This is a genomic window from Dryocola sp. LX212, assembly GCA_041504365.1.
Lineage (GTDB): Bacteria > Pseudomonadota > Gammaproteobacteria > Enterobacterales > Enterobacteriaceae > Dryocola.
Genome location: CP167917.1, coordinates 590574 through 602970 on the forward strand (window position 1 = coordinate 590574; position 12397 = coordinate 602970).

Below are 12397 nucleotides of genomic sequence, written 5' to 3' on the forward strand. Positions count from 1 at the left end.
CCCGCCCTGACACGATCGCGAGCGAGAGATGAGCCTGAGCCAATCTATCCCCGTCTTTAAACTGTACGGCGAAAACCTGAACTGGCCGACGCGAGATTTGCTGCACTGCGAATCTATTCACAGCCGCAGCAGCCTGTATGAATGGCATATCCGCGTGCATCAGCATGCGGATCTGGTGCAGCTCCTGTACCTGCATAAGGGCCAGGCAGAGATAGAAATTGAAGGTAGCGTGCATCACGTGGAACAGGCCTGTCTGCAGGTGGTTCCCGCGCTTTGCGTTCACGGCTTTCGTTTTTCGCCCGGCACCCAGGGATATTCGCTCTCTTTTTCTGCCCCGCTGGTGGCCCAGTTCGAACAGCAGTTTGGGCGGCCGTTGCAGGTATTATCCAGGGCGGCATGTTTACCCGTTAACGCCTCACGCGGCCAGATTAACACCCTGTTTCGTACCCTGCAGAGCGAGTACGAAGGGGACGGAGAAGCGCGGGACATGATGATTCACTCGCTGACTGGCGCGCTTCTCGTCTGGCTTAACCGCCAGAGTGCGCCTCTTCCCGCAGCCGGTGGGCGAGTCGAACGCAAGCGGGCCGTGATACGTTCTTTTAATAAACTGCTTGAGAGGCATTATCGCGAGCATCTGCCGGTATCGCATTATGCGAGCGTCATTGGGCTGTCCAGCGTCCACCTCAATAATCTCTGTCAGCAGCTCCATGGACAGAGCGCGCTGAACGTTATCAACCAGCGTTTGCTGCTGGAGGCGAAACGTAGCCTGCACTATACCAGCATGACGATAAGTCAGATTTCAGACTATCTTGGCTTCAGCGACGCGACCTATTTCTCCCGGTTTTTTCGACGCTATACGGGCACCTCGCCAAAAGCATTCCGTCGTGATGAAGAGCGAATAATTGTCCATTTTTAGTAAAAAATAAGCGCCTTTTTCTAAAACCATTATTTTATGAGCGGTTGCTAATATTTATTTTAATATTACCTTTCGGTTATTTATTATGGTAATGGCTGTATGAAATATTATTTATTCTGCAATGCCAGCCCTTCCGAAAGCACCTAATGTCATATAAGGCGTTTTTTTACTAATAAATGATGACGCAAATTCTGCTCGCCTCACCCAGGCTCACTAGTAGTACTGTAAGTCAATGACCATCATATTTTCTTTAAATGAACCGGTAACGGTTTTTTAATCTATTAAGCCGTTACCGGCAGAAGATAGTGAAAGGCGTGATTCATCGAGGACCGCATAGAGTGGTCCTCGACGGTATATTACAGGCAGACGTCCACCCACGTAGCTTCGGTCAGCTCGGCCAGACGATCTGGGGTGATACGCACCGCGCTATGGGTAGCGCCCGCGGCGGGCAGGACTTCTGCGTAATTTTTGAGTGAGACATCGCAGTACACGGTGAGGGGATTTTCAAGACCGAACGGGCAGACGCCGCCGACAGGGTGGCCCGTCCAGGTCACGACCTCGTCGCTGCTTAGCATGCGTGCTTTTGCCCCAAAGGCGGTTTTGAGCTTCTGGTTATCCAGCCTGGCATCCCCTTTGGCGACAACGAGAATCACAGCATTTTTGACTTTCAGCGACAGCGTTTTGGCTATCTGGCCCGGCTCAACCTGATGCGCGGCAGCAGCAAGTGCAACGGTGGCGGTACTTTGATTAAGCTCGATAATATCAATATCGGGGGCGTGGTCAGCAAAGAATTGCCGAACGGACTGCAGACTCATGTGTTTCTCCTGATTTAGCTGCAAATAATTTCGCATAAGGTCGGCCTTTTCGCAAATTGCTTCTCCGTCTCGCCCGGGTTTATTTTATTCAATTGTGGATCTCCTTCACAATCACTGCAACCGGTTACTGTAACCGGTTGCAGTGTGCTTCAGAGCAGGGAATACTAAATTCGTAACTCCCCCTGTACCCCATAATAAGAGCTGTCTATGAAACGTATCCTTTTATGTTGTGCCGCAGGTCAGTCTACCAGCATGGTCGTGAACAGGATGAAGCAAGCCGCTTTAGCGCAACGGATTGATGTAGAAATTAAAGCTGTCGGTATTGAAGCATTCACGGACGTGATGTCCGGTTACGATTGCTGTTTGCCTGGTCCACAAATCAACTCTCGTCTGGAGGATTTTAAAGCACAGGCAGCACCCAAACAGATCCCGGTCACGGTGATCAACCCTATGGATTACGGAATGATGCGCGGCGACAAAATTCTCGCTGACGCACTCGCGTTGACAGCCTGACAGGAGAATTGTGATGTCTTCTAACCACGCCGCCTTTAATTTGATTTTCCGCTTTGTTGAAAACTACGTGAGTCCGGTTGCCGGGCGTATTTCTTCCCAGCGTCACGTCATGGCGATTCGTGACGGATTTATCTCCGCCATGCCGTTTATGATTGTCGGCTCATTCCTGCTGGTCTTTGCTTATCCACCCTTCTCGCCAACCACCACCTGGGGCTTCGCCCGTGCCTGGCTGGATATGGCAAAACAGTTCGAGGGGCAGATCCTGACGCCGTTTGATATGACGATGGGCATCATGTCTATCTATATCTGTATGGCAATCGCCTATAACCTCGGCAAGCATTACGTGAAGTCGCACGCGCTGGATCCTTTCATGTGCGCGATGCTGTCGCTGATGGCTTTCCTGCTGGTTGCCGCCCCGAAAACCAAAGGCGCCATGCCGGTCGACAGCCTTGGCGGGACGGGGATCTTTACGGCGATTCTGGTTGCGGTGTACTGCGTGGAGCTGATGAGGTTCCTCAAGGCGCACAATATCGGGATCAAGCTGCCGGACCAGGTGCCGCCGATGATCAAAAACTCGTTTGATCTGCTGATCCCGGTGCTGGTCGTGGTGCTGACGCTTTATCCCCTGAGCCTGCTGATCCAGTCTCAGTTCGATATGCTGATCCCGCAGGCCATCATGTCCGTATTTAAGCCTCTGGTTTCCGCGGCGGATTCGCTGCCGGCGATTCTTCTGGCGGTGCTGATTGGCCACCTGCTGTGGTTTGCGGGCATCCACGGTGCGGCAATCATCTCCGGCATGCTGCAAATGTTCTGGCTGACTAACCTCGGCATGAACCAGAGCGCGCTGGCGACGGGTGCGCCGCTGCCGCATATCTTTATGGAAGCATTCTGGACCTTCTTTATTGTTATCGGCGGTTCCGGTGCCACCATGGGCCTGGTCATCTGCTACCTGCGCAGCCGCTCGGCGCATCTGCGTTCCATTGGGCGACTGAGCGTGGTGCCAAGCTTCTTTAACATCAACGAACCGGTTATTTTCGGGACGCCAATCGTCATGAACCCGGTGTTCTTCATTCCTTTCCTGCTGGCACCAATGGTGAACGCGGTGCTGGCATGGGGCGCGATGAAAATGGATCTGATTGGCCGCGTGATTTCAGTCGTGCCATGGACAGCCCCTGCGCCAATCGGCGCGGCCTGGGCGCTGGGCTGGGATTTCCGCGCGGCGATTCTGGTGGTGGTGCTGGCCGTGGTGTCCGCCATCATCTACTTCCCGTTCTTCAAGGTGTACGAGAAGCAGCTGCTGGAGCAGGAAGCCGAAGAGGCGCAGAAAGCTTCTGGCGAAGAGAGCCAGCAGGCAGCGTAAGACAGGATGTGAAAACGGCGGGGAAACCCGCCGTTTATTTTAGATGCTTTTTTGTAGGAGGGGATAAGCGTCAGCGCCATCCACCGGGAGTTGTTAGAGGCTATTTTAAGGTGCAGTCACCGCAGCCCTGAACGCCCGGCAGCTTATAGCGCTGGCAGCAGGTGCGGCGTACCAGCAAACCATCACGCGGCACCACGGTGCGGTAGAGCGGGTTATCCTGCCCGTCCGACAGCTGCTTTTCAAAGAAGCAGGCGTGGCGCAGGTCGGCCAGTGTCTCATCGTTCAGCAGGCCTTTGATCTCCCCGAGGAACCAATTGATAAGATAGCCTGTATTCGCCCAGATAAGCTTGCCGTTGATATCACCACTCGCCTCGAGTGCATCCACAACCGGCTTCACTCCTTCACTTATCAGTTTTTCCACCCGCAGGCGCAGCGGTAAGTCCGTTGCGGCGCCGTCTTCTTTTACGTCCAGCCAGAAGCTTTCCGCCCGGCCCGTTTCGTGAAATTTTACCTGGATATGCTCCGGGCTAATATTAAGCGCGCGAGGGTACGTGACCAGCGCCATCAGCAGCGGCGGAACCAGCAGCCCCAGATACCATTGCGCCCAGAGTGACTTCAGCGGCTTGCCTTCACGCGCCTGCTGCGGGTGATTGCGATAAATATGGTCCGCATAGCAGGCCATCAGCGTCGTAAGCGTGGCGGGCTGTGCCCACTGATAAAAAGTGAGGGCGTTATCCGGCGCGCCTTCGTTGAGCTTGATAAAGTCGTTGAACCAGGCACGATGGAGGGTGAAATGGTCGCGCAGATCGTCGGCAAAGGCGGGCAGCGCGCACGTAAGCGGCGTTTGCCATAGCATGTCATCAATAAATCTCTGGGACTGAAGCGCCATTGCCTGATACGACCGGGAATCTAAATGAGAATGATTGCCAATCCTAGCTTTAGCCAAAAGCGTTAGCAAGATGAATTTGTGCGTCCTGTAGAAGAAAACTCAAATTGGGATCAGGCAGCCTGCAGCGCGTTGCTGGTGAGGATAGTGTTACGACCCTGGTTCTTTGCCCGGTAGAGCGCTTTATCAGCCATGACCAGCGCGTCATCAATACCGTCGTCTACTAAAGGCGCAAGACCAATACTTACAGTGACGTTTGTGGCGACCTGTTCATTGAACAGGTGCAGGATTTTCAGATCGAATACCCGCAGGCGGATACGTTCGGCGGTTTCCAGCGCCGTATCAGCATCGCTGTTTGTCAGCAAAACCATAAATTCTTCGCCGCCGTAGCGGGTTACGACGTCCCTGGAGCGGACCGCGTCGCGAATGGCGGCGGACACGCGAATCAGCGCCTGATCCCCCATGCTGTGGCCGTAGTTATCGTTGTAGGCCTTAAAGTGGTCGATATCCAGCAGTAACACAAAGTGATTGCCGCTGCCCGCGGCCAGGATGTTCTCCAGACGATTCTGGAAGCCCCGGCGGTTATACAGGCCGGTGAGCGGGTCGATCATGCTGAGATCGGTCAGCTGCTCTTTCTCCTCCAGCAGCTTGTTCATTAACCGCTGGGTGAAGTTATCATTTCTGCGCTGAATAATATGCTGGATGGTGATGCCAACCCCCGGAAGCGCAATGGAATATAAAACCCGCAGCCAGTGCTCCCCCTGATCGAGCCAGAGGATGGTTAACGTCACCGGCAGACAGTGCAGTATGAAAGGGCGTAAATTATTGATAAACGAGATAGAACCGATAAAAAGAATGGTCAATAACGCAATAATCAAATAGGAAGCATCGGTATTGGGAATAGCGTCATTTTTAATAATGATATGCCACGCCCATAATATTCCCAGCGAAAAAGAGACCAGGTTAATATTAATTAGTCTTTGTTTATCAATTAATTGCCAGATGAGCAGCAGGCTGCTGCCGAACAACACCAGCACAGCAGGCACGGTGAACGGCTGCGTGTGGTAAATGGGGCTTGCCATACTAAAACTGGCGGAAATTGCGTTCAGTAACAGGAATAAACGTAAAGAAAGCTGATGCTTACCTTTCAGTAATGCCCGCCAGGTTTTTGCACTCATAAAATAATAGATTCTTTCGGCCAGATGTCTGTGTTAACTGTTTGCGATGGTTAAACGTTATTTTGACGGCTAACTGATTAACGTCATCCGTTATCTATTGGTGAATTTTATTAACGTTATCGCTCAATCTATCACCTTCATGAATGTATGTCATCCGATGATGAGCACGGCTCACGCTGCTCTTGCTGACAAATGAGAAATTTTATCATATGATAATGCTTGCCATTACTAATTGGTGAGACGATCGGTATGTTACATCGACAGCTTGGAAGTGCCTGGGGAGTTATCGTGCCGGGTTTAATTGTCGCCGTGCTGATTTGGATGGATCTGTCATTCAGCCAGTGGCGGGTGCTGGTTGTGCTGGGGCTGGTAGCTTCGGCGGGCATGTTGTATCACAAGCGGTTGCGCCATTACGTACTGCTGCCATCGGGCATTGCGTTCGCCAGCGGGATCGCTCTGGTGATGATGACTATCTGGAGATAAGAAAAACGAGGTAAAATTTATGCAGGAAACGACTGAGGAATTACTGAATCACTTCTGGGAAACAACCAGAAAGTGGTGCGAAGAGAGGGACTTGAACCCTCACGTCCGTTAGGACACTAACACCTGAAGCTAGCGCGTCTACCAATTCCGCCACCTTCGCACAGTTTTTCCAGGCTTGCGCCTAAAGGTCAGATATCGCCTTCGCATGGTGCGAAGAGAGGGACTTGAACCCTCACGTCCGTAAGAACACTAACACCTGAAGCTAGCGCGTCTACCAATTCCGCCACCTTCGCGCAGTGCGAACGATATCTTGCGTGGTTGTTGGTGGTGCGAAGAGAGGGACTTGAACCCTCACGTCCGTAAGAACACTAACACCTGAAGCTAGCGCGTCTACCAATTCCGCCACCTTCGCATACCTGTAATACCGAAGTATCACAACCACGGAGGCGCATTCTAGATGTTTTCTGAGCTTCGTCAACAGTTAATTTGGCACCGCTTTCGCAATTGCTGCAAAAAGCGGCGCTGGGGCGTGTTTAGCGCTTCTTCGCCTTGGCTGCACGGGCCAGTACGGCGCGGTAAACTTTAAAACGACCTGTTTGTGCGATGACCTCATGGCTGCCAAACACTTCGTCCAGCACGTTCGGATAGGCCAGGAAGGCGTTGGCAACGATGCGGAGTTCGCCACCCATGTTCAGATGACGAGCCGCCCCGCGGATCAGCTGGTGGGCTGCATCCAGGCTGGTCTGCATGCCATCATGGAACGGTGGGTTGGAGATAATCATGTCGAAACGGCCATTGATTTCTGAATAGACGTTGCTGGCGATCACTTCACCTTCGATTTCGTTTGCGGCAAGCGTTGCACGGCTGGCTTCCACCGCCGGGGCGCTCACGTCGCACAGCGTCAGACGCACCTTCGGAGAATGGCTTTTCAGCGTAATGGCCAGCACGCCCGCGCCGCAGCCTACGTCCAGCACTTTACCTTTGGTATGCGCGGTCAGGGTGGAAAGCAGCAGCTTGCTGCCGGTGTCCAGGCCATCGCGGCTAAATACGCCCGGCAGAGTTTTTACCGTCATGCCTTCGTGGTTGTACTCATCCCACCAGGCCTGTTCGTCAAACTTAGGCTGCGATTCGAGGCGGCCGTGGTACAGACCGCAGCGGCGCGCGCTGTCGATTTTGGTCAGCGGGCAATAGTCTTCAAGGATTTGTTCCGCGCTCCGCACGCCGCTGCGGTTTTCACCCACAACGAAAACGTCGCAGCCAACCGGCATCAGGGAGAGAATATTCATCAGCTGGAATTGCGCTTCCGGCTTGTTCTTCGGCCAGTAGTAAATCAGCGTATTGCTGTCGCCGACGATGTCCGCGTCAGCGACCAGGCCGTAACGTGCGTCTTCACCCATCTGGGCGCTAAGCACCTGCCAGTGGTGGAACTGCTGCGTATGAACACGACTTGACGCGGTCTCATAGCGGGCTGGTAAATCGTCCTGTAAGTCACCGGCAAACAGCACGCGGCTTTCGGTAAAATCATCGCTGTGGCGCAGCAGCACTTCGCTTGCCGGGGTTAACGCAGTCATCAAATTACTCCTGGAAAATCAGATCCGGGATTATAGAGCTTTAATGGCGCACATTCGATGTATTTGCTATATTTGCGCCCCAATTGGCACTCTCTAAAGGTTTCGCTATGACTTCGCGACGCGACTGGCTGTTACAGCAACTGGGCATCACCCAGTGGCAGCTGCGACGACCGCTGGTGTTGCAGGGCGAAATTGCCGTCTCGTTACAGGCGGATACCCGGCTGGTGATGGTGGCCGACGCGCTTCCGGCCCTTAACGATCCGCTGGTCTGCGACGTCCTGCGCACCCTGGCGCTGGCGCCCGCACAGGTTTTGCAGCTGACGCCGGATCGTGCGGCGATGCTGCCCGCAGACTTGCCCTGCAACAGCTGGCGTCTGGGCGTTGATGCACCGCTGTCACTTCCCGGCGTGCAGTTATCAACGCCTGCCTTAAACGAGCTTTATCACAATGGCACCGCCCGCCGGGCGCTGTGGCAGCAAATTTGCAAACATGAACATGATTTCTTCCCTGACGCCGGATGATTTACCGGCGGCGTACGCCATTGAGCAGCGCAGCCATGCCTTCCCATGGACTGAAAAGACCCTCGCCAGCAACCAGGGCGAGCGCTATTTCAATTTGCGGCTTGATGTCGACGGTCAGATGGCGGCCTTTGCTGTCACCCAGGTCGTCCTCGACGAGGCGACACTATTTAATATCGCGGTCGATCCCGCATGGCAGCGCAAAGGATTAGGCCGCCAGCTGCTGGAGCATTTAATCAGCGAGCTGGAAGCGAAAGATGTTTTTACCCTGTGGCTTGAAGTGCGCGCCTCGAATGCGGCAGCCATCGCTCTCTACGAGAGCCTGGGCTTCAACGAGGCGACGATTCGCCGCAACTATTACCCCACAAAAGAGGGTCGGGAAGACGCCATTATCATGGCGTTACCGCTTGGTTGAAACGAAAAGAAAGGTGTGTTGATGAACTGGGACTGGATTTTATTTGATGCCGACGAAACGCTGTTTACCTTTGACGCTTTCGGCGGCTTACAGCGGATGTTTCTCGACTACAGCGTGACCTTTACCGCTGAAGATTTCCAGGATTACCAGGCGGTCAACAAGCCTCTGTGGGTGGATTACCAGAACGGTGCCATCACTGCCTTACATCTGCAACACCAGCGTTTCCAGGGCTGGTCGGAAAGACTGAATGTGCCCGCGGGCGATCTCAATGCCGCGTTTCTTAAAGCGATGGCCGAGATTTGTACCCCGCTGCCGGGTGCCGTATCCCTGCTTAACGCTCTGAAAGGCAAAACGAAGATCGGCATTATCACTAACGGCTTCACGGCACTGCAGCAAATCCGCCTTGAACGTACCGGCCTGCGGGATGCTTTCGACCTGCTGGTTATCTCCGAGCAGGTTGGCGTCGCCAAGCCGGATCCCCGCATTTTCGATTATGCTTTTGAGAAGATGGGCAATCCGCCGCGCGACCGCGTGATGATGGTGGGAGACACCGCCGAATCAGACATTCTGGGCGGCAACAGCGCAGGCATTGCGACCTGCTGGCTAAACGCCCACGGGCGCAGCCTGCCGGAGGGCATTCACCCGACGTGGCAGGTATCCTCCCTCAGTGAACTGGAGCAACTGTTGTGTAAGCCATGATTGTTGATTGTTAAACCCACACTGATGGGTAAAATAGCCGCCAGAAACGTTCATTCGTCGCGTGGCCTGGAGCCGCGCGCATTCACAGAAGATACAATTATGACTTTGTCTCCTTTCCTGCAAGAGGTGTCGAAACGCCGCACCTTTGCGATCATTTCCCACCCGGATGCCGGTAAAACGACCATCACTGAAAAAGTGCTGCTGTTTGGACAGGCCATTCAGACCGCCGGTACCGTTAAGGGCCGTGGCTCAAGCCAGCACGCAAAATCTGACTGGATGGAAATGGAAAAGCAGCGTGGTATCTCCATCACCACGTCCGTGATGCAGTTCCCGTACCGCGACAGCCTGGTTAACCTGCTCGATACCCCTGGGCACGAAGACTTCTCTGAAGATACCTACCGTACCCTGACGGCGGTGGACTGCTGTCTGATGGTTATCGACGCCGCAAAAGGTGTAGAGGATCGTACCCGTAAGCTGATGGAAGTTACCCGCCTGCGCGACACGCCAATCCTCACCTTTATGAACAAGCTGGACCGTGACATCCGCGATCCGATGGAAGTGCTGGATGAAGTTGAACGCGAGCTGAAAATCGCCTGTTCGCCGATCACCTGGCCAATTGGCTGCGGCAAGCTGTTCAAAGGGGTTTACCACCTCTATAAAGACGAAACCTATCTTTACCAGACCGGTAAAGGTCACACTATCCAGGATGTTCGCATCGTTAAAGGGTTGAACAACCCTGAGCTGGAAGCTGCCGTAGGTGAAGACCTGGCCGCGCAGCTGCGTGACGAACTTGAGCTGGTACAGGGAGCTTCCCACGAGTTCGATCGTGAGCTGTTCCTTGAAGGCGAGCTGACTCCTGTCTTCTTCGGCACCGCACTGGGTAACTTCGGCGTGGATCATATGCTGGATGGCCTGGTGGAGTGGGCGCCTGCGCCGATGCCGCGCAAGACCGACAGCCGCGAAGTTGAAGCTGCGGAAGAGAAGTTCTCCGGCTTCGTCTTTAAAATTCAAGCCAACATGGATCCGAAACACCGCGACCGCGTGGCCTTTATGCGCGTGGTGTCCGGCAAATACGAAAAGGGTATGAAGCTGCGCCAGGTTCGTACCGGTAAAGACGTGGTCATCTCTGACGCGCTGACCTTTATGGCGGGGGACCGTTCCCATGTAGAAGAAGCCTATCCGGGCGATATCATCGGCCTGCACAACCACGGCACCATCCAGATTGGCGATACCTTCACCCAGGGCGAGATGATGAAATTCACCGGCATCCCGAACTTCGCTCCTGAACTGTTCCGCCGCATCCGTTTGCGCGATCCTTTGAAACAGAAGCAGCTGCTTAAGGGCCTGGTTCAGCTTTCCGAAGAGGGCGCGGTACAGGTCTTCCGCCCAATCGCCAATAACGATCTGATCGTAGGTGCGGTTGGCGTGCTGCAGTTCGACGTGGTTGTGGCTCGTCTTAAGAGTGAATACAACGTGGAGGCGATTTACGAATCGGTGAACGTCTCTACCGCCCGCTGGGTTGAAAGCACTGATGTGAAGAAGTTTGAAGAGTTCAAACGTAAAAACGAAATGCAGCTGGCGTTAGATGGTGGCGATAATCTGGCCTATATCGCGCCGACGATGGTTAACCTCAACCTGACGCAGGATCGTTACCCGGAAGTTGTGTTCCGCAAAACACGCGAGCACTGATCCCCTCGCAGGGCGCGGCAGCCGCCGCGTCCCGCTACTTTTCCAGTCTTATTAACCCCTTACGGAATACTCTTAATTACCCCTCTTTCGCCCTCGTTTGCCGCTTTTTCAGCCGTTCAGACCATGCAATTTTGCGATTGTTGTCTATATTTAACATTGTGATGACAAGTTACACCGATAAATATCCCTCAGATAAGCAATATGGCGGGATGTTTTTAAGGTTAATTTTTCTATTGCGATATTAATAACTGCTTTAACTCATAAAGGGCGAGATATCGAACACGGCAGTAGCCAATAAGTTTGGTAATCAACAAAGCCGCTGACTGAGAGCAAGCTTAGGCCAGACGGGCCTTTTCAGCAAAGCTGCCACGTTGTGGCTTAGAGCTCAAATTATGAGCAAACCTACAGGAATAAATCGATGACTACGACTAAGATTTCGAAAACTCTGCTGGCAGTAGTTCTGGGTTCTGTTCTGGCAAGCGGCACGGCCCTTGCGGAAGACACCATGATGAACAAAACTGAATCAACGGCTGATAGCGCAGGGAAAAAAATCGATAGCTCAATGAATCAGGTCGGTAACTTCATGGACGACAGCTCCATCACTGCGAAAGTGAAAGCGGCGCTGGTTGATGATGAGAACATTAAAAGCACCGATATTTCGGTGAAGACCGATAAGAAAGTGGTGACGCTGAGCGGCTTCGTTGAAAGCCAGGCCCAGGCCGAGCAGGCGGTTACCGTTGCCAAAGGCGTGGAAGGCGTCTCTTCCGTGAGCGATAAACTTCATGTACGCGATGGCAAAGACAAATCCGTAAGCGGTTATGCGGGCGATACCGCAACCACAAGCGAAATCAAAGCTAAACTGTTAGCAGACGACATCGTTCCGTCTCGTAACGTGAAAGTAGAAACCACCGATGGTGTTGTTCAGCTTTCAGGCCATGTGAAATCTAACGCTCAGTCCGAGCGTGCTGAGAGCATTGCCAAGGCCGTTGATGGCGTAAAAAGCGTTAAAAACGACCTGAAAGTTCAGTAATTACAGCATACCAAAAACTCTTTCCCTCGGGGGTGTCCGGGGGAAGCAGTCAGCACTACCGCTACTCATACATCGCCAGTGGGAAAGCCTGAAGGGCACCCATTAAGAAGCGATTAGAGTTCACTATGGTTTAAGGAGAGGCTTATGTTTCGTTGGGGCATTATTTTTCTGGTTATCGCGTTGATTGCAGCAGCGTTGGGCTTTGGTGGCCTTGCTGGTACCGCAGCAGGTGCTGCAAAAATCGTCTTCGTGGTAGGTATTATTCTGTTCCTGGTCAGCCTGTTTATGGGCCGCAGACGCCCATAGCGTGCTATAACAGTTAGA

At 53.3% G+C, this 12397-nt stretch carries 14 protein-coding genes and 3 tRNA genes; 10 read left to right on the forward strand and 7 right to left on the reverse strand.

All coding sequences use genetic code 11. The annotated features are described in order from the left end of the window. The first annotated feature begins 28 nt into the window (after positions 1-28). The gene (locus ACA108_02890) at positions 29-916 is read left to right on the forward strand and encodes a helix-turn-helix domain-containing protein (protein ID XEX96507.1); all 888 of its coding nucleotides are present in this window, start codon (positions 29-31) and stop codon (positions 914-916) included. A gap of 356 nt (positions 917-1272) precedes the next feature. On the opposite strand, the gene ACA108_02895 is transcribed toward ACA108_02890, so the two are convergent. Further along, positions 1273-1731, reverse strand: coding sequence for a YbaK/EbsC family protein (locus ACA108_02895; protein ID XEX96508.1), 459 nt, complete (start codon positions 1729-1731; stop codon positions 1273-1275). Positions 1732-1938: 207 nt separating this feature from the next. On the opposite strand from ACA108_02895, the gene ACA108_02900 reads away from it, so the two are divergent. Both ACA108_02900 and ACA108_02905 read left to right on the forward strand, forming a co-directional pair. Then, complete coding sequence (locus tag ACA108_02900; GenBank protein ID XEX96509.1) at positions 1939-2244, forward strand: PTS sugar transporter subunit IIB; 306 nt, start codon at positions 1939-1941, stop codon at positions 2242-2244. Positions 2245-2257: 13 nt separating this feature from the next. After that, positions 2258-3604, forward strand: coding sequence for a PTS sugar transporter subunit IIC (locus ACA108_02905; GenBank protein ID XEX96510.1), 1347 nt, complete (start codon positions 2258-2260; stop codon positions 3602-3604). Positions 3605-3704: 100 nt separating this feature from the next. Here the strand turns inward: ACA108_02905 and fhuF are convergent, their stop codons facing one another. Together fhuF and ACA108_02915 are read right to left on the reverse strand one after the other, a co-directional pair. After that, entirely contained in the window at positions 3705-4493 is a 789-nt protein-coding gene (gene fhuF, locus ACA108_02910) for a siderophore-iron reductase FhuF (GenBank protein XEX96511.1), read from the reverse strand. Between the two features lie 110 nt (positions 4494-4603). Then, complete coding sequence (locus tag ACA108_02915) at positions 4604-5668, reverse strand: GGDEF domain-containing protein (GenBank protein XEX96512.1); 1065 nt, start codon at positions 5666-5668, stop codon at positions 4604-4606. A gap of 249 nt (positions 5669-5917) precedes the next feature. On the opposite strand from ACA108_02915, the gene ACA108_02920 reads away from it, so the two are divergent. Beyond that, positions 5918-6151 carry a DUF1435 domain-containing protein gene (locus ACA108_02920; protein XEX96513.1) on the forward strand — a complete coding sequence of 78 codons (234 nt, stop codon included), beginning with the start codon at positions 5918-5920 and terminating at the stop codon, positions 6149-6151. Between the two features lie 73 nt (positions 6152-6224). On the opposite strand, the gene ACA108_02925 is transcribed toward ACA108_02920, so the two are convergent. From ACA108_02925 to rsmC, 4 genes are all read right to left on the reverse strand, one after another. Next, positions 6225-6311 (reverse strand) — tRNA-Leu (locus tag ACA108_02925). A gap of 46 nt (positions 6312-6357) precedes the next feature. After that, positions 6358-6444: transfer RNA gene (locus ACA108_02930), tRNA-Leu, on the reverse strand. Positions 6445-6476: 32 nt separating this feature from the next. Then, positions 6477-6563 (reverse strand) — tRNA-Leu (locus tag ACA108_02935). A gap of 121 nt (positions 6564-6684) precedes the next feature. Further along, positions 6685-7722 carry a 16S rRNA (guanine(1207)-N(2))-methyltransferase RsmC gene (gene rsmC, locus ACA108_02940; protein XEX96514.1) on the reverse strand — a complete coding sequence of 346 codons (1038 nt, stop codon included), beginning with the start codon at positions 7720-7722 and terminating at the stop codon, positions 6685-6687. Between the two features lie 107 nt (positions 7723-7829). Here rsmC and ACA108_02945 point away from each other — a divergent pair, with 107 nt between their 5' ends. From ACA108_02945 to ACA108_02970, 6 genes are all read left to right on the forward strand, one after another. Continuing rightward, entirely contained in the window at positions 7830-8243 is a 414-nt protein-coding gene (locus ACA108_02945) for a DNA polymerase III subunit psi (GenBank protein XEX96515.1), read from the forward strand. Next, positions 8212-8655, forward strand: a complete 444-nt coding sequence (gene rimI, locus ACA108_02950; protein ID XEX96516.1) for a ribosomal protein S18-alanine N-acetyltransferase — start codon at positions 8212-8214, stop codon at positions 8653-8655. The genes ACA108_02945 and rimI overlap by 32 nt, the downstream gene beginning before the upstream one ends. Before the next feature lie 21 nt (positions 8656-8676). Beyond that, a complete protein-coding gene (gene yjjG / locus ACA108_02955) occupies positions 8677-9354 on the forward strand; it encodes a pyrimidine 5'-nucleotidase (protein XEX96517.1) in 678 nt (225 codons plus the stop codon). A 99-nt stretch (positions 9355-9453) separates the two neighbouring features. Then, positions 9454-11043 (forward strand): peptide chain release factor 3, encoded by a 1590-nt coding sequence (gene prfC / locus ACA108_02960; protein ID XEX96518.1) that lies wholly within the window; start codon positions 9454-9456, stop codon positions 11041-11043. A gap of 418 nt (positions 11044-11461) precedes the next feature. Further along, positions 11462-12073: a molecular chaperone OsmY gene (gene osmY / locus ACA108_02965; GenBank protein XEX96519.1), complete on the forward strand. Its 612-nt coding sequence runs from the start codon at positions 11462-11464 to the stop codon at positions 12071-12073. A gap of 144 nt (positions 12074-12217) precedes the next feature. Then, a complete protein-coding gene (locus ACA108_02970; protein XEX96520.1) occupies positions 12218-12379 on the forward strand; it encodes a DUF1328 domain-containing protein in 162 nt (53 codons plus the stop codon). Positions 12380-12397 lie beyond the last annotated feature (18 nt).